Origin of the sequence: Streptomyces sp. NBC_01176, from assembly GCF_045039825.1 — a bacterium.
Taxonomy (GTDB): domain Bacteria; phylum Actinomycetota; class Actinomycetes; order Streptomycetales; family Streptomycetaceae; genus Streptomyces.
Genome location: NZ_CP108600.1, coordinates 2,282,015 through 2,297,713 on the forward strand (window position 1 = coordinate 2,282,015; position 15,699 = coordinate 2,297,713).

Genomic DNA, 15,699 nt, shown 5'->3' on the forward strand with positions numbered 1-15,699 from the left:
TTCTCAGGCCGCTTCGGCCGTCACCCGCCCCGTACGGACGGCGTCCACGAGTGCCTGGTGGTCCCTCTCGTTCTGGTCGGCGTAGCGCTCGGCGAACGTCACCAGCGCCCGGTCGAAGACGTCGCCCGCGCCCAGATACGCGGCGATGGCGATCCGGTCGCCCGACCTCGCGTGCGCGCGGGCCAGCGTGGCACCGCATAGTTCGCCGAAGGCGCGCATCCCGGCCGGCACCATCGTCCCGGGCTCGGCGATGCCCTTCCAGTCACGCAACTGCCGTATGTAGAAGTCCCGTCGGCGGCCGTCGACGCCTTCGGCCCGTTCCCAGCCGAGGAAGATGTCACTGGTGGCCTGCATCAGCCGCTGGCCGGAGACCACGCGCTCGCCCTGCGCCCGGTGGCGGCCCGCGCCGACGAAGGGGGCGAGGACGGACTCGCCCGCCTCCTTGGCCTGCAGGAGCAGCGGATCCTTGTCGTCGCGGCCGAGCAGGAGCACGATCCAGCAACGGGTGCCCACGCTGCCGACCCCCACCACCTTGCGGGCCATGTCGACGAGGCGGTACTGCTCCAACAGGAACCGCCGGTCCGCCTGGAGGCTCCGGCCGTACCGTTCGATCATCCGGCGGATCTGCTTCTCCAGCGCGCCTCGTTCCACGTCCGCGAGCAGGTCCTCGAACGGCGTGATCAGCGGTGGGCCCGCGGCGATGCGGGTCTTCCCGTCGACGAGGTGGGTGAGTTTGCCGAAGGCCTGGAGGCTGTCGCGGGTGCGCGCCTTCGTCACCGACTGCGCCCAGCGGTCGCGGGCCCGTGCGTCCACGTCCTGGATGAAGTGCGTCCACACCCAGTTCTCGTCGAACTGGGCGTACCAGACGGGGAGATTGCCCATCTCGGCGAAGTGCCGCATCCACTCGCGGTAGGACCGCACCGTCGACCGTACGATGCCGGCCCTCTCCTTGGTGCTGAAGCCGTTGGCCCGGCCCACCACGGCGAAGCTGGCGGACAGCCGTTTGACGTCCCATTCCCAGGGGCCGGGCAGTGTCTCGTCGAAGTCGTTGATGTCGAACATCAGGCGTCGTTCGGGCGAGGCCAGCAGCCGGAAGTTCAGCAGGTGCGCGTCGCCGCAGAGTTGTGTCCTGATGCCGGTCCGCGGGGTGTCCGCGAGATCCCCGGCCATGACGGCGGCCGCTCCCCGGTAGAAGCGGAACGGCGACTCGGTCATCCTGCCGTAGCGGATCGGTACGAGCTCGGGCACCCTCGTCGCCGACTGCGCCTCGATGACGTCCACCGGGTCGGGCCGCTTCGGCGTGGGCGCGAACTCCGCGTGGCTGGAGCGGGGTACACGGGAACGGGCGTCCTTGCCGAGTGCCGCGCGTTCCTGCGGTGTGCGGTGCCGGGTGCCGCTGTCGGCCGTGGGACGGGAGTTCACCGCAGTCGCTCCGCGATGTGGTCGCCGACGCGCAGGGCGTTGGCGATGGCCGTCAGTGAGGGATTGACCGCTCCGATGCTCGGGAAGAAGCTCGTGTCGACGACGTAGAGGTTGTCGAGGTCGTGGGCCTTGCAGTGCACGTCGAGGGCCGAGGCGCGGGGGTCGGTGCCGAAGCGGACCGTGCCCGCCTGGTGCGCGGTGGCGCCGATGGGCATGCCCTTGTGCAGGTAGATGCTGTGTGACAGCAGGTGGTGTTCGTACATGCCCAAGTGGCCGAGCATGCCCTGAAGTTCGTGCCGCAGCCGCTGGAGCCCGGCGATGTTGTTCGTCTCGTCGAGGGCGAGGTGGATACCGCCGTCCCGGTCCAGGGTGACGCGGTTGCCGGCGACGGGCAGGTCCTCTCCGCACAGCCAGAAGTCGACGGCGTGATGGGCGAGCACCTCGAACGGCAGGTCGGGAACGACGGCCCCGGCCCAACCGGGCGCTTCGCCGTGGATCTGCGCGGAGTCGGACTTGCCGAGCATCTGGATGCCGCCGAGGGGGTGGTCCCAGTCGTCGGACCCCAGGTACCAGTCGTTCAGCGCCAGGGTCTTCTGGAACGTGGTGTCGTTGGGCTCCCTGGAAATGGCCATCAGGGCCAGGTTGTTGTGGCGCATGTAGTGCCGGCCCACCACGTCGGAGCTGTTGGCGAGTCCCCGCGGATGCCGGTCGTTGGCGGAACGCAGCAGCAGGACGGCCGAGTTGACGGCCCCGCAGGCGACGACCACGATGTCGACGCCGAACTCCACCGTGGAGCCGTCGCCCACCGTCGCGACGACCTTGGTGACGCTCCGCCCGCCCGGGTCGGTCTCGAGGCGCCGCACGTCCGCGTGGGTGAGCATCTCGACGTTGGCGTGGGCGAGGGCGGGGTCGACGCAGATGACCTGCGCGTCGGACTTCGCGCCGAGCAGGCAGGGAAAGCCGTCGACCCGGTCGCAGCGGATGCAGGGGCTGCCGTGCGCGGCCCCGCCCCGCTCGTCCTGGGTGAGGTCGACCCCGATGGGGAGGTGGAAGGGGTGCAGTCCCTGCTTCTTCAGGTCGTCGCTGAGCTGCTGGATCCGCGGCTCGTGCCGGACGGGCGGGTACGCGTACGGGGCGCTGGCCGGGCCCTCGGTGGGATCCTCGCCGTGCCGGCCGTGCACGCGATAGAGGTGTTCGGCCTGGGTGTAGTACGGCTCCAGTTCGTCGTAGCGCAGCGGCCAGGCGGGCGAGACCCCGTCGTGGTGGCGGAGTTCACCGAAGTCCTCGGGGCGCAGCCGGAAGAGGGCGGCGCCGTAGAACTTGGTGTTGCCGCCCACGTAGTAGTTGACCTCGGGCGGGAACGGGGCCCCGTGTTTGTCGAACCAGAACTCCGGAGCCCGGTATTTCCCTTTGACGAAGACCGCGGTGGAATCCCAGTTGTCGCGTTCCCGGGGAAGATAGCCGCCCCTTTCGAGAAGGAGGATGCTTTTCCCGGTGGGCGCCAATCTGTGGGCGAGGGTGCCTCCGCCCGCGCCGGTTCCGACAACAATGACGTCGTAGTGTTTATCGGTCATGCCGGCCACCGTCCTCGGAACATGGTCCGGTCCTGCCGGGCGGCCCGAGAGGGGGAAGAAGTACCCGACACGTTCCGCGAAACCTCCCCGCCGAATTCCTCGACGAATTCCGCGACGACCTCCTCGACGACCAAGGTATCCCTGGGTGATGGTCCCGGCGAGTTGGGCTAGTCGGGTGAGCCGAGGCGCCGGGAGACGGCCGGTTCCCGTGCGACGACCGCCCCGGCGGTGATACCGACGGCGACGACGACGCAGAGCGAGATCAGCCACGACAGCAGGGTGAAGACGGCGCCCAGCGACCCGTACTTGTCCAGGCTGCGGTTGAGCGCCGCGGGCACGTACAGCTTGGCGGTCAGCGTCAGCGCGGTGACGGCGGCGCCGGTGAGCAGCGCGCCGGGCAGCAGCGGGGCCCAGGGGACGCGTGCGGCCAGCAGCAGGTGCTGGGTCCACCACCACACCCCCACCTCGGTGACCAGCAGCAGGGGCAGTCCGAGCCAGAGCCCCGCGCCGAACCCGTCCCGCAGGGGACCCTGGAGGATGATCATGGCCAGCCAGACGGCGATCCACACGGGCCATCTCCAGACGGCGATCCGGGTGCCCGCGCTCGGCATCCGCCAGGCTCGCTGGCACAGCCGCTGCATGGCGCGGCTGCACGCGGTGGCGGAGATCAGCACCATCAGCCCGCTCACCACGCCGGTGCTCTGCCGCAGGCTTCCGGGGTCGGCGTCGAACACCTTCTTCAGCTGCTGGTCGGCGACGCCGTTGATGCCGAGGACGTCCTCCAGGGAGACGAGGATCTGCTCGCGCACCGGCTGCGGGGCGAACGCGGCGACCATGAAGAGCAGCGGGACGGCGGTCAGGAAGGCCTGGGCCGCCAGCCGCGTCGCGGAGTCGAGCAGGTTGACCGCGACCAGGTGGGAGGTGAGGCGGGTGATCACCGGGAACCGCGTCTCGGCGGCATGTCGCAGCCGCAGCAGCCGGGGCCCGAGATCCGCGGCCCGTCCACGCCGGCCGCTCGCCCCGTCGTCGGGTGGCGAACCGGATCCTCTGCCTGCGTGCATCCTGCTCCCCGGTCGGGCCGGCTCGTCGCGCCCGGAGGCACTACCGCGCCACCAGGGTGCGTCCCGTCGCGCCCGGCGGCCCCGCGGCGCGAGCACCGTTGCTCCGTACGGGTGAGTTCCGCGTGGCAGCGGTACGGGCACGCACGCGCGGCCCGTCCGGCAGCGTCCACCGGCCGAGCGTCCGAACCGGCCCGGCCGACAGCCGGAGCGGGTCACCCCGTCACAGGATCGCGAGCGGATTGACGGGTGAGCCGGTCGCCTCCGGCAGCCGGAGGGGGGCGATGACGCAGAGGAACGTCCAGCGGCCCTCCCGCGCGCAGATCGGCGCGAGATCCTCGAACCGCAGATAGTCGAGGAGCTGCATCCCCATCGCGTGGACGGCGAGGACATGCACCGGGAAGGCGACCCCCTGTACCGCGCTCGGGGCCGTGTCGTTGTTGCCGTCGCTGCCCAGGACGGCGACCTGCCGCGAGGCCAGGAACTCCAGGGCCGTCGGGTGCAGTCCGGCGCGGGCGCGGGCCACGTCCCACGGGCCCAGCTCCTCGCGGCGCCTGCGGTGTCCGACCCGTACGAGGACGATGTCGCCCCGGCGCACGCGTATCCCCTGCCGTGCCTCGGCGGCGATGAGGTCGTCGCAGGTCACGTTCGCCCCGGGTTCGAGCCAGGAGAGGCCGTGGAGCCGGGGGATGTCCAGGAGGACACCGCGTCCGACGATTCCGTCGCGGGCCAGCTCGACGGACAGGGCGCTCGATCCGTCCGGCGACAGCGCGTCCGTCGCGGGTATGCCGCCGTGCAGGGTGCCGTCGTAGATGACGTGGCACAGCGCGTCGAGGTGGCTGTCCACATCGCCGTGGACGTTCATGGAGAAGCGGTCGCGCGCGAAGTCCAGGCCGCTCTGCGCCGGTTTGCCGTCGGGCGGAGCGGTGAGCCGGTGCTCGGCCGGATCGGCGTCGTCGGGTTCGGTACGGGTCTCCACGGGGGCGGCGAGCGAGACGGTCCGTCCCGACCGCACCTCGGCGACCGCCGCCAGCACCTGCTCCTCGGTGATCGTGTCCAGGGCGCCCCGGGGTGTGGAGGCGCCGGGGGCAACGGCGCGCAGGTGTCGGTGGAGCGACCGGAATTCGGCCTCGCTGAGCTCGTCGGACGTCCGCATGTCCCCACCATCCGACAGCTGCCGGAGTCCGGCACGCCGAGTTGCCGGGCCCTGTGGCCACCGGTCGCTGGAGGAGCGACCCGCCGGACCATGAGCCGGCGCACCGCCTGGTCACGCGGAGGTCCGGTCGACGTCGGCGAGTGCGCCGCCCTGCCCGGCGCCGTGGAGGAGGTGCCGCGCGAGCCGCGGGACCCGGGCGCATGCGGGCGGGCTCCCGGGCGGCGGGCCACCGAACGCCGACCCGAACGTCGTGAATTCGAACGTGCTGTCAGCTCGAACGCGTCGTCAGGCCGACGGGGCGGCGGACGGTGCGGAACCGGGAGGGGAACCGGGACCGGCGTCGAGGAACTCGCGGATCGCGAAGGCTGCCAGCACGATCACCACCGTCCACACCACGACCGCCGTGGTCGGGTAGCTCCAGGTGAACAGGACGATCGCGGCGACCGCCAGGATCACGGCGCCGATCCACCGCTTGAACCGGTGCACGAACCGGCCGACCGCGCCCAGCGGGAGCCCCGCCGACACGGCGACGTCACGGACCGCCCCGATGCCCCTGCCGCAGACCGTACGGACGCGGACGGCCACGGGGGACGGGCCGACGAGGAAGGCACCGGCGGCCGTCACCAGGGCCAGCGCGCCGACCGCCCGTACACCGGCCCGCAGGAACCTGACCAGCGCGTCGAACACGGCGGCGGCGGCGCCTTCCGACGCCCCCACGGGCAGACGGTCGAGGTAGATCGCCCGCATGACCGTCAGGGCGACCCCGAGCACCACCATGGCGACGAACACCCCGAGCGCGGCCCCGATCAGGGCCCGGCGGCGGTTGACGGCCAGGTACACGCCCAGGGCGGCGATCAGCACGGCGACGACCGGCAGCCAGCTGCCGATGATCTCCAGCACCCTCAGATACGTCCTGACCCTGCCGATGTCCTTCGACGCGAACACCACGAAGTCCGTGTGCACGGCCGGGATCAGGGCGGCCGGCTGCAAACCGGCACTGACCAGCCGGTCCTTCACCTGCTTCACGAGGGGTGCCACGTCGATGGCGACCTGGCCGTTCTCGACGGACACCGCACCTCCGGACTCGCCCGTCAGGGCCTTGTCCAGGGCGGAGTGGGCCCTGCGGTTCGCGTCCACCCAGACCGTGTCGAAGGCCTTGCCGGCCACCACCCGCTCCACGGTGTCGCCGACCAGGCTCTTCAGACCGCTGGTGATCGGACCGGTCAGGCCGCCCAGCAGTTCGGCCGCCCCCGTCGGGACGCCCTTCTCCGAAGCCGCCCGCTCCAGGTCCTTGACCAGCTTCTCCACGTCGATCTGGGCCAGGACCGCGCTCGTGACCCGGTTGGTGACCGCCTTCTGCACGTCCGGATTGCGCGCCAGCGGCCCGACCGTGGCGACATAGCGGTCCGTGTCCCGCACGATGCTGTCCGCCCAGACCGCGACGACGGACAACAGCGACAGCAGCGAGGCGAGGAGGATCAGCAGGACCGAACCCGTCGACCGCAGCCAGTGGTGTCGCGCGGCCCCCGCGGGCCCGGTGCCCTCGAGAGCGCTGACCCGGTGCCGCAGCGCGTCCAGCTCGGTGCGCTCCCCCGCCGAGAGCCGTGGCTCGTCACCGGGCGGAGCCCCGGGATGCCGGTCCGGATCGGGCGGAGGCGCGCTGCTGGTCATGGGTCCACGAGAGCCCCGCGGCCCCGATCCGGCGACCCGGACGGGTCCGGCGGGTGAACGCCGCACCGAGGTGCGACGGGTTGCGTCCGATGTTGCAATGGCATGCGGGAACAGGGGGAGTTCCGGGGACTCCATGACCATCCAGGGGTGAAGGCGTGAGCGAATCCGTACGCGATGAATTCATCGAGATGGGGCCGATCGACTACGTCGTCGTCGAGTTCCCCGGCAACCGCATGACCGGCGAGGGATTTCCGCTGCTGGTCGACCTGGTGGACCGCGGCCTCATCCGGATCCTCGATCTGATGTTCGTCAGGAAGGAGGACAACGGGTCGGTCACCGGCTTGGAGATCTCCGACCTCACCGGTGACGGGGCCCTGGACCTCGCCGTCTTCGAAGGCGTGTCCTCCGGCCTGCTGGACGAGGACGACATCGAGGAGGCGGGCCACGCCCTGCAACCGGGCAGCTCCGCCGGAATCCTGGTCTACGAGAACCTGTGGGCCGCGCCTTTCGCCGCCGCCCTGCGCCGCGGCGGCGCGCAGATGGTGGCGTCCGGGCGCATCCCGATGCCGGCCGTCCTGGCCGCACTGGACGCGACCGACAGCGCACGGCCGGCGAGGGCCTAGCCTCCTCCCCCGTCCTCCACGGCGCGGGGTCGACCTGGGCCGACGTGACATCACCGTGGCCATGACCGGCCGGCCCCTCGGTCGGCCGCGCCTACCTCCCAGCCGACCGTGCAGACCCGTCAGTCGACCGTACAGACCCGTCGGCCGACCGTGCCGAGTCCTCAGCCGACCGACCGTGCAGACCCGTCACGGTCGGCCGGGCTTCGGCTGTGCTGTCGATGTGCTGTCGATGTGCCGTCGGCCGTGCGAACCCCTCAGTCTGCCGTTCGGTCCGCGAATTGCCCGACCGCGGCCGACACCAGGGCGAGGTTCGCCGGAAGGGCGGCGGTGGCGTCGACGGTCAGGCCCGGCTCGTCCGGTTCCAGCGGCTCCAGCGACGCGAACTGGGAGTCGACCAACCGGGCGGGCATGAAGTGACCGGTGCGCCGTGCCACCCGGTCCCGTGCGGAGTCCCGGTCCAGGGCGAGGTGGAGACACCAGAGCGCGGAGCCCGCGGCCGCCCGGAGTTCGTCGCGGTACGCGCGCCTGAGCGCCGAACAGGCGAGGACGAGCCCCTCCCCGGCCTCGACCGACCGGCGGACGCGGTCGGCGAGGGTCCGCAGCCAGGGTTCGCGGTCGCGGTCGTCCAGCGGGTGACCCGCGGCCATCTTGGCGACGTTCGCGGCGGGATGGACGTCGTCGCCCTCGACGAACGGCACGCGCAACTCCTCCGCGACCGCCTTGCCCACGGTGGACTTCCCGGAACCCGACACCCCCAGCACCACGACGACGGGCGGCCTCCTCCGGGCTCCGGTCCCGGTCACAGCCCCTGCGCCCTCGGCCGACTGTTCACGTGGCCCCTCGATGACTGGTGACTGGCGACTGGCGACGGGTGATCGGTAACCGGCGACGGGTGGCCGACGCCGGACGGCCGGCCGGCGAGCGGCAGGGATCAGCCGCCCGTGGCGAACCCGGGGAACAGGGTCATTCCGCCGTCCACGTAGATCGTGGAACCCACGACGTAGTCGAGGAGGTCGGAGGCCAGCACGGCCACCACGTTCGCGATGTCCTCCGGGTCGCCGACACGGCGGTAGGGGATGAGCCGGAGCAGGTCGGCCTCGGCCTCCGGGGTGTCCCAGGCGCTGCGGTTGATGGGCGTGCGGATCGCTCCCGGGGCAACGGCGTTCACCCGGATCCGGTACGGGGCGAGCTCCTGCGCGAGGGTCGCCATGAGCATCTGCACTCCGCCCTTGGAGGAGGCGTAGTTCACGTGACCCGCCCAGGGAATGATCTGGTGGACCGAGCTCATGCAGACGATCTTCCCGGCGGAGCGGGACACCTCCGGGACGACGCCCCGGCGCATGAACTCCTTGGCCGCCTCGCGGGCACAGAGGAACTGTCCGGTCAGATTGACGTCCAGCACCTTCTGCCACTGCTCCATGGTCATGTCGGTGAGGGCGGCATCGCGCTGGAGTCCCGCGTTCGCGACCATGACGTCGATGGTCCCGAACTCGCCGACCATGTGCGACACCATGTCGACGACCTGGTCCTCCTGCGACACGTCCGCCTCGTGCGCGTAGGCGCGGACACCGAAGGACTCGATCTCGCGCACCACTTCCTCCGCCGCGTCCCGGTCGGCCACGTAGTTCACCACCACGTCGGCGCCCACGCGCCCCAGGCCGATCGCGGTGGCCTTTCCGATACCGGAGTTGGCGCCCGTCACCAGCGCCTTCTGCCCTTTGAGGAGCTGGTGGGCGAAGGGCGGGCGACCGTCACTGCCGCTGTTTTCCACTCGACTCTCCTTGTCGGTGCCGTCGGTCGGTCCGACCGCCCGGGCCGAGCCGGACGGCCCGACGCCCGTCCGGCGGGTCGTCGGGCCGTCCAGGACGGCGCGGTCGGCTACTGGATGCGGGTGTCCCGGGTACCCCCGGCGTCCCGGGTGTCCCGGGCTCCGATGCACAGCGCCCAGATGACGAAGGCGTCCACGGCGATCAGCACGATGGCCCAGACCGGGTAGTACGGCAGCCACACGAAGTTGGCGATCATCGACAGGCCCGCCAGCACGATTCCGGTGATGCGCGCCCACATCGCTCCGCGGAACAGGGCGACACCGGCGAGGACGACCAGGACACCGAGGACGAGGTGGATCCAGCCCCAGCCCGCCATGTCGAAGGTGTAGGCGTAGTTGCGGGTGACGACGAAGACGTCGGTCTTGACGATGGCGGCGATCCCCTGGAATATCGCCATCGCTCCGCCGAAGATCATCATGACTGCGGCGAAGGCGGTCCAGCTGGACACCCAGATTCCTTCACCGTGGCTTTCGCTACGGTTTCCGGTGTCGTGCTGGTGCATTCCGGTCGTGGCCATTTCGAGCTCCTCCCGCATAGGCCTCGCCACCGACCTGTCACGGCCGGTGGCCACATTTCAGCTTGCCATGAGAATCACCGACCGGCAGAACGTCGCCATTCCTGCCCTGCGCACGGGTCCGACGCACGGCAGGAACTTCGGTACGGGGTCCGGTACGGAAGTGCGCGGGAATTCCCACAGTGGTCCAATGAACGTGTCCTACGGGCGCGTCTCACGGACGCGTCCCGCGCCGAGGTGCGCACACGCCGACAGGCGGAGCCGTTCATTACCTACGGCTCCTGTGAGAAAGGAAACCGCCATGCCAGGTCTCCTCCGCGGAGTCGCCCGCACCGCCGCGGTGGCGGGCACGGCGACGGCCGTCTCGAACCGTGTCGCACGCCGTCAGCAGGGCCGCTGGGCCCGGCAGGCCGCTTCCGGACCCACTCCCGCCTCGTCCCCGTCGCCCTCCCCCGTCGCCTCGCCCCCGCTCCCTCCGTCGGCGCCGCTGACCGACGACATGAACGACAAGATCGACCAGCTGAAGCGACTCGGCGAACTCAAGGCCCAGGGCCTGCTCACCGAGGCCGAGTTCACGGACCAGAAGCACAGGATCCTGAGCGACTGACGCACGAGGGCTCAACGCGCGCGCGGCGAGACGACGGTTGATGAACTGTCAGTGCGGGCTGCTCCGGACGAGGGCACCAGACACGATGTCGGCGGCCTCGCCGCGCCGTTGGACTACGCGTGGCTCCGCGGGCCGCCCGTGTGCGCGGCGGCGTGCCGCAGTGAGCGGTAGGCCACCACGACCCAGGCGGCGACGAGCAGTGCGTAGAGGACGACGGCTGCCCAGACGAACACCTGTGAGCCGGTACGGGCCGCGAGGGCCGAGGTGCCGGTGACGCAGGCGCCGAGGGGGAAGATGAAGGACCACCAGGTGGGCGCGAAGGGCAGCCCCGCCCTGAACTCCCGTACCGTCAGCGCCGTGGCGAGTGCCAGCCACAGCATGGCGAAGCCCCACACCCCGACCCCGCCCAGCAGCGCGAGAACTGCCGTGCCGTGCACGTACGGCACCGGGAGCGCGCCCGGCGCCGCCGTGGCCAGCGCGCCCAGCCCGGTCACGATCTGCCCCAGCGCACCCAGTCCGATCCACACCGTGGGCACCATCGCACCGGTGGGCGCGTCATGGTGCACCAGGCGGCTGTAGACCATGGCCAGTACCAGCAGCGCGGCCACCAGTCCGAGCCCGAACATCGCGTAGCAGCCCAGCACCAGGGCAAGCCGCGTCTGCCCGGCGGGCATGTGCGGGACGAGCAGCGCGCCGGTCGTGGCGGAGACCAGGGGCGGTACCACCGGCATCAGCCAGCCGCCGAACGCCGCGTCCGGTGCGAACCGGTGCCGGGTGACCATCAGGTACGGCACCGTGGCGGCCGTGGCGAGACCGAGTGCGGTACCGAGCGACCACAGCGTCAAGTCCACGTCCAGCGCGGCCCGTTCCCCCATCACCGGCCGGCCCAGTTGCAGCGCGCCGGCGCCCACCGTCAGGAAGGCCACGGCCGGCGCGCCGAAGAACTGGGCCTGCGTCGGATCGGCGGCGTGCAGCCGCAACGCCCGCTGACGTACGTAGCCGACCGCCAGCACGACGAGCAGCAGGCCCGCTCCCGACCAGACCACCGTGGCGGCGGTCCGCAGTCCGGGCAGGCTCCGGGGCAGGGTGACCACCGCGTTGGCGACGATGCCGGTGCCCATGACGGACGCGAACCAACTGGGGCCGAACAGCCGACGATCCGTCACATTCGCCGTGGGCAGCCGTGGACGGCCCGCAAGGGGATCTCCGGGCGCCACGTCGCCCTCGATCGGGACGGCTCGGGCACTGCTGGGATGGGGTGTCACGGCGTGGAACGCCTCTTTCCTCGTCTGGGTGGTCACCGTCGTGAACCGGCCGTCCGGGGCCCCAGCCCAACAGAACGCGGGTCGCGGCCAAGTCCGTCGGCCCGTTGGCCTCACGAGGCTATGGCCGCCCCTCGTTCCCGCCGCACAGCAGCGAGTGCCACAACACCCTCACATCAGGACCCGGCGGCGGATGCCGCCCGAGCCAGGGCCACGATGGGGCCCGTCATGCGCCCCTCCTGTCTCGCGTGATCCGTCGTGCCGGAGCCGTCCCGCCCGCTCCGGCACGACGGATCCGCCCCGCGTGACGCGCCCCGGAGAATCCGTACCGCGGTGCCCGTCCCACGGAACCCGTACCGCGGAACCCGTCAGCTCGCCGAGCGCGCCATCGCCGCGAGTCGCGCCACCTGCTCGCCCATGCCGCGCGTTCCGCTCAGCGGGGTCAGGGCGTGCGGCCACACCGCCTTGGCGAGAGTGACATGACGGGCACCGCCGAGCACCATGACGGGGTCGAGGTCCGTGATGCCGCGCTCCGCCGCCTGGTCCCGGAGCAGGCGGGCGGTCACCGCGTCGGCGGCGCCGTGCGCCGTGTCGTAGGGGTCGATCTCGTCGTCGAGGCCGAGCAGACCGTAGCGGGCGGAGAGGATGACGAGCCGATCCGGCCGGAGTGCCTCGGCGGCCCTTCGGCACGCGCGGTGGTAGGAGCCGATGTACATGTCCGCCGCCCTGGCGCGGTGGTCCAGTTTGCGCGCTCCGCAGGGGATGACGATCAGTTCCGGGGCGACGCCGCCGGTGTGTTCGTTCGGAGTCATACAGGTCCCTCCCGGGTCCGGGTGAAGACGGAGTTCTCCGCTGGAACGCGGCTCGGGACGACGGCCATGGCCGTGCCGGAGGACAGCGCGCCCTCACATCCGGACATGCCGTGGGCGCGCGGGCGGTCACGTCCTGATCTGCCGCAGTCCTGGCACGCTCGTGTATCCCGTCGTGCCGTGGAGCCCTCGTAGCCTCGTGGACAGCGCACGAGGTCGACGGTCCTCATCGCCGCGGACCACCTCGGCCCCAACGGCGGCGTGGTCGGCTGGCCACGCCGCCCGCGACGGTCTCCGTATGTGGAAAGAAGGCGTTCTACGCCGTGGCATCACGATCAGGCACTGCTCTCCCCATCCCGCACCAGGCGGAATTCGGTATCAACGAATGGCTCGTCGAAGAATTCCGGGAGCGGTATCTCCGCGACCCCGACTCCGTCGAGCGGGTCTGGCGGGACTATTTCCGGGCGTCCGCGTCGGAGCCGGAGGCCGTACCCCCGCCTGCCGGAGCGGCCGCGCACCAGCCGACGGAGCGGGAGCGGGACGCCGACCTCGTGGTCAAGGCGGTCCGCGTCGCGGCACTGATCCACTCGTACCGCGTCCGCGGGCACCTGGCGGCCGCCACCAATCCCCTGTCCGCCGAGCCGTCCGCCGGCCACCCGGACCTGGAGCCGTCGGGCCACGGCCTCGACGCCGCGGACACCGTCCGCGAATTCCCCGTCGACGGTTTCGCGGGGAACCAGCGAATGACGCTCCGTGACGTCCTGCGGACCCTCCGTGATGCGTACTGCGGCCCCACGGGCATCGAGTACATGCACATCCAGAACCAGCAGGAGCGCCTCTGGATCCAGCGGCGCGTCGAAGTTCCGCCGCCCCGCCCGGGACGCGCCGAGCAACTGCGGATCCTGTACCGTCTGGGATCCGCCGAGGCGTTCGAGACGTTCCTGCACACCAAGTACGTCGGGCAGAAACGCTATTCGCTGGAGGGCGGGGAGTCCGCGATCGTCCTGCTGGACACGGTCCTCGAGCGTGCCGCGCGGCTGGGGATGCGCGAGGTGGTCATCGGGATGGCGCACCGCGGCCGGCTGAACGTACTCGCCAACATCGTGGGCAAGCCCTACGCCCAGATCTTCGACGAGTTCGAGGACGCGGTCGACGTCCGGTCCGCACAGGGCTCGGGCGACGTGAAGTACCACCTCGGGGCCGCAGGCACCTTCCACACCCCGGACGGTCACGCGATCGCGGTCTCCGTGGTGGCGAACCCCTCCCACCTGGAGATCGTGGGGCCCGTGGCGCAGGGGGTCGTGCGGGGGCGGCAGGAGCTCACGGAGGACGGGGACGGCCGCTTCTCCGTACTGCCCGTGGTGGTCCACGGTGACGCCGCCCTCGCGGGTCAGGGAGTGGTCGCGGAGACGCTGAACATGTCGCAGCTGCCGGGCTACGCCACCGGCGGTACCGTCCACCTGGTCATCAACAACCAGCTGGGGTTCACCACCGCTCCCGCCGGCGGCCGGTCGAGCACCTACGCGACCGATGTCGCGCGGACCGTCGAGGCCCCCATCTTCCATGTCAACGGGGACGACCCCGAAGCGGCCGCCCGCGTCGCGCAGTTGGCCTTCGACTACCGTCAGGCGTTCCACAAGGACGTGGTCGTCGATCTGGTCTGCTACCGGCGCCACGGGCACAGCGAGGTCGACGACCCCTCCATCACGCAGCCGGCCATGTACGACCGGATCGCCGCGAGGCCGTCCGTACGGAAGCTGTACGCCGAGTCGCTGCACGGCACGGGCGTGATCAGCGAGCAGGAGGCCGAAAGCGCCCGGCAGAGCTATCGCGACCAACTCCAGCGCGCCTTCGCCGAGACAGCGGGGGCGTCCTCGCCGAACCACGAGTCGCTTCCGGCCGGTGGAGTCGCGGGTCCCCCGGTTCGCCGACCCGTGACGGCCGTCGCCGAGATGACGTTGCGGCACATCCTGGGCACCCAGATCGACCTGCCGCGGGAGTTCACCCCGCACCCGCGCGTTCTGCCCCAACTGGAGCGGCGGGCGGCCATGTTCGACACCGGGAAGGTCGACTGGGCCACCGCGGAGGCGCTCGCGATCGGATCGCTGCTCCTGGACGGAGTACCGGTTCGGCTGTCCGGGCAGGACTCCCGGCGGGGCACCTTCGGCCAGCGGCACGCCGTCCTCACCGACCGTCGTACGGGGCGGCAGCACACACCCCTGGACTCACTCGGCGCGGAAGCGGCGCGGTTCACGCCGTACGACTCCCTCCTGTCCGAACTCGCCGTGCTCGCCTTCGAATACGGCTACTCCCTGGCCCGCCCGGACGCCCTGGTGCTGTGGGAGGCGCAGTTCGGCGACTTCGCCAACGGCGCGCAGACCGTCGTCGACGAGTACATCTCCTCCTCGGAGCAGAAATGGGGGCAGCGGTCGGGCGTCACGCTGCTGCTGCCGCACGGCCTGGAAGGGCAGGGGCCGGACCACTCCTCCGCCCGCATCGAACGCTTCCTGCAGTTGTGCGCCGACGACAACCTGACCGTCGCCAACCCCTCGCTACCGGCCAACTACTTCCACCTGCTCAGGGAACAGGGCCTCGACGCGGCACGCAGGCCGCTGGTGGTCTTCACCCCCAAGTCCATGCTGCGGTCGAAGGCCGCGACCTCCGGCCTGGAGGAGTTCACCGAAGGCTCCTTCCGCCCGGTCGTCCCGGACACCACGCAGGACCCCGCCCGGACCGAACGGGTCCTGCTGTGTTCGGGCAAGGTCTACTACGACCTGGACGCGCACCGGCGTGACTCGGGAGAGGACGGGACCGCCATCGTCCGGCTGGAGCGGCTGTACCCCTTCCCGGCCGAGGAGTTGCGGGCGGAGCTGTCCCGGTATCCGTCCGGCGTCGACGTGCGCTGGGTTCAGGAGGAGCCGGCCAACCAGGGCGCGTGGACCTTCGTCGCGCCGCGTACGGCTCCCCTGGTCACCGCCGCCGTGGGGTGTGTGAGCCGCCCGGCGGCCTCCGCTCCGGCGGTCGGGTCCGCCCGCCGTCACACCGCCGAACAGCGCGACCTCGTCGGGCGGGCGTTCGCCTGACGCAGGGAATCCCGGCCGGAACAGGGGTCCGGCCGGGACAGCCCCTGCCCGGCGCGGGGAGTCGCACCGGGCAGGGGTGGCGGGGCTGCCG

Annotated in this window: 13 protein-coding genes; 3 read left to right on the plus strand and 10 right to left on the minus strand. The window is 71.4% G+C overall.

The features are described from left to right. Positions 1 to 3: 3 nt before the first annotated feature. From OG199_RS09630 to OG199_RS09650, 5 genes are all read right to left on the minus strand, one after another. A complete protein-coding gene (locus OG199_RS09630) occupies positions 4 to 1,422 on the minus strand; it encodes a DUF2252 domain-containing protein (RefSeq protein WP_405829063.1) in 1,419 nt (472 codons plus the stop codon). Then, complete coding sequence (locus OG199_RS09635; protein WP_405829065.1) at positions 1,419 to 2,996, minus strand: GMC oxidoreductase; 1,578 nt, start codon at positions 2,994 to 2,996, stop codon at positions 1,419 to 1,421. The genes OG199_RS09630 and OG199_RS09635 overlap by 4 nt, the downstream gene beginning before the upstream one ends. Positions 2,997 to 3,163: 167 nt before the next feature. Beyond that, positions 3,164 to 4,057: a YhjD/YihY/BrkB family envelope integrity protein gene (locus OG199_RS09640; protein WP_356801453.1), complete on the minus strand. Its 894-nt coding sequence runs from the start codon at positions 4,055 to 4,057 to the stop codon at positions 3,164 to 3,166. 220 nt (positions 4,058 to 4,277) lie between these two features. Next, complete coding sequence (locus tag OG199_RS09645) at positions 4,278 to 5,210, minus strand: cyclase family protein (RefSeq protein WP_356801451.1); 933 nt, start codon at positions 5,208 to 5,210, stop codon at positions 4,278 to 4,280. A gap of 285 nt (positions 5,211 to 5,495) precedes the next feature. After that, complete coding sequence (locus OG199_RS09650) at positions 5,496 to 6,881, minus strand: hypothetical protein (protein ID WP_401805996.1); 1,386 nt, start codon at positions 6,879 to 6,881, stop codon at positions 5,496 to 5,498. Between the two features lie 188 nt (positions 6,882 to 7,069). Between OG199_RS09650 and OG199_RS09655 the strand changes: the two genes are divergently transcribed. Beyond that, positions 7,070 to 7,504 (plus strand): DUF6325 family protein, encoded by a 435-nt coding sequence (locus tag OG199_RS09655; RefSeq protein WP_405834486.1) that lies wholly within the window; start codon positions 7,070 to 7,072, stop codon positions 7,502 to 7,504. A gap of 254 nt (positions 7,505 to 7,758) precedes the next feature. Here the strand turns inward: OG199_RS09655 and OG199_RS09660 are convergent, their stop codons facing one another. The 3 genes from OG199_RS09660 to OG199_RS09670 form a co-directional block, all read right to left on the minus strand. Next, complete coding sequence (locus OG199_RS09660; RefSeq protein WP_405829067.1) at positions 7,759 to 8,268, minus strand: gluconokinase; 510 nt, start codon at positions 8,266 to 8,268, stop codon at positions 7,759 to 7,761. Positions 8,269 to 8,435: 167 nt separating this feature from the next. Beyond that, on the minus strand, positions 8,436 to 9,275 hold the full coding sequence (locus OG199_RS09665; RefSeq protein ID WP_356801447.1) for an SDR family oxidoreductase: 840 nt from the start codon (positions 9,273 to 9,275) through the stop codon (positions 8,436 to 8,438). A gap of 107 nt (positions 9,276 to 9,382) precedes the next feature. Beyond that, positions 9,383 to 9,850, minus strand: coding sequence for a hypothetical protein (locus tag OG199_RS09670; protein ID WP_401805992.1), 468 nt, complete (start codon positions 9,848 to 9,850; stop codon positions 9,383 to 9,385). Between the two features lie 298 nt (positions 9,851 to 10,148). Between OG199_RS09670 and OG199_RS09675 the strand changes: the two genes are divergently transcribed. After that, on the plus strand, positions 10,149 to 10,454 hold the full coding sequence (locus OG199_RS09675; protein WP_401805991.1) for an SHOCT domain-containing protein: 306 nt from the start codon (positions 10,149 to 10,151) through the stop codon (positions 10,452 to 10,454). A 113-nt stretch (positions 10,455 to 10,567) separates the two neighbouring features. Here OG199_RS09675 and OG199_RS09680 read toward each other — a convergent pair whose 3' ends face one another. Next, the gene (locus OG199_RS09680) at positions 10,568 to 11,755 is read right to left on the minus strand and encodes a TDT family transporter (RefSeq protein ID WP_405829070.1); all 1,188 of its coding nucleotides are present in this window, start codon (positions 11,753 to 11,755) and stop codon (positions 10,568 to 10,570) included. A gap of 329 nt (positions 11,756 to 12,084) precedes the next feature. Continuing rightward, a complete protein-coding gene (locus tag OG199_RS09685; protein ID WP_356801443.1) occupies positions 12,085 to 12,528 on the minus strand; it encodes a DUF6884 domain-containing protein in 444 nt (147 codons plus the stop codon). Positions 12,529 to 12,848: 320 nt separating this feature from the next. Between OG199_RS09685 and OG199_RS09690 the strand changes: the two genes are divergently transcribed. Further along, a complete protein-coding gene (locus tag OG199_RS09690) occupies positions 12,849 to 15,608 on the plus strand; it encodes a multifunctional oxoglutarate decarboxylase/oxoglutarate dehydrogenase thiamine pyrophosphate-binding subunit/dihydrolipoyllysine-residue succinyltransferase subunit (protein WP_405829072.1) in 2,760 nt (919 codons plus the stop codon). The last annotated feature ends 91 nt before the right edge of the window (positions 15,609 to 15,699 follow it).

Coding starts and splice junctions, on each gene's coding strand:
- OG199_RS09635 (WP_405829065.1), bottom strand. CDS start 2,996: ATGACCGATAAACACTACGACGTCATTGTTGTCGGAACCGGCGCGGGC.
- OG199_RS09655 (WP_405834486.1), top strand. CDS start 7,070: ATGGGGCCGATCGACTACGTCGTCGTCGAGTTCCCCGGCAACCGCATG.
- OG199_RS09675 (WP_401805991.1), top strand. CDS start 10,149: ATGCCAGGTCTCCTCCGCGGAGTCGCCCGCACCGCCGCGGTGGCGGGC.
- OG199_RS09640 (WP_356801453.1), bottom strand. CDS start 4,057: ATGCACGCAGGCAGAGGATCCGGTTCGCCACCCGACGACGGGGCGAGC.
- OG199_RS09650 (WP_401805996.1), bottom strand. CDS start 6,881: ATGACCAGCAGCGCGCCTCCGCCCGATCCGGACCGGCATCCCGGGGCT.
- OG199_RS09670 (WP_401805992.1), bottom strand. CDS start 9,850: ATGGCCACGACCGGAATGCACCAGCACGACACCGGAAACCGTAGCGAA.
- OG199_RS09645 (WP_356801451.1), bottom strand. CDS start 5,210: ATGCGGACGTCCGACGAGCTCAGCGAGGCCGAATTCCGGTCGCTCCAC.
- OG199_RS09685 (WP_356801443.1), bottom strand. CDS start 12,528: ATGACTCCGAACGAACACACCGGCGGCGTCGCCCCGGAACTGATCGTC.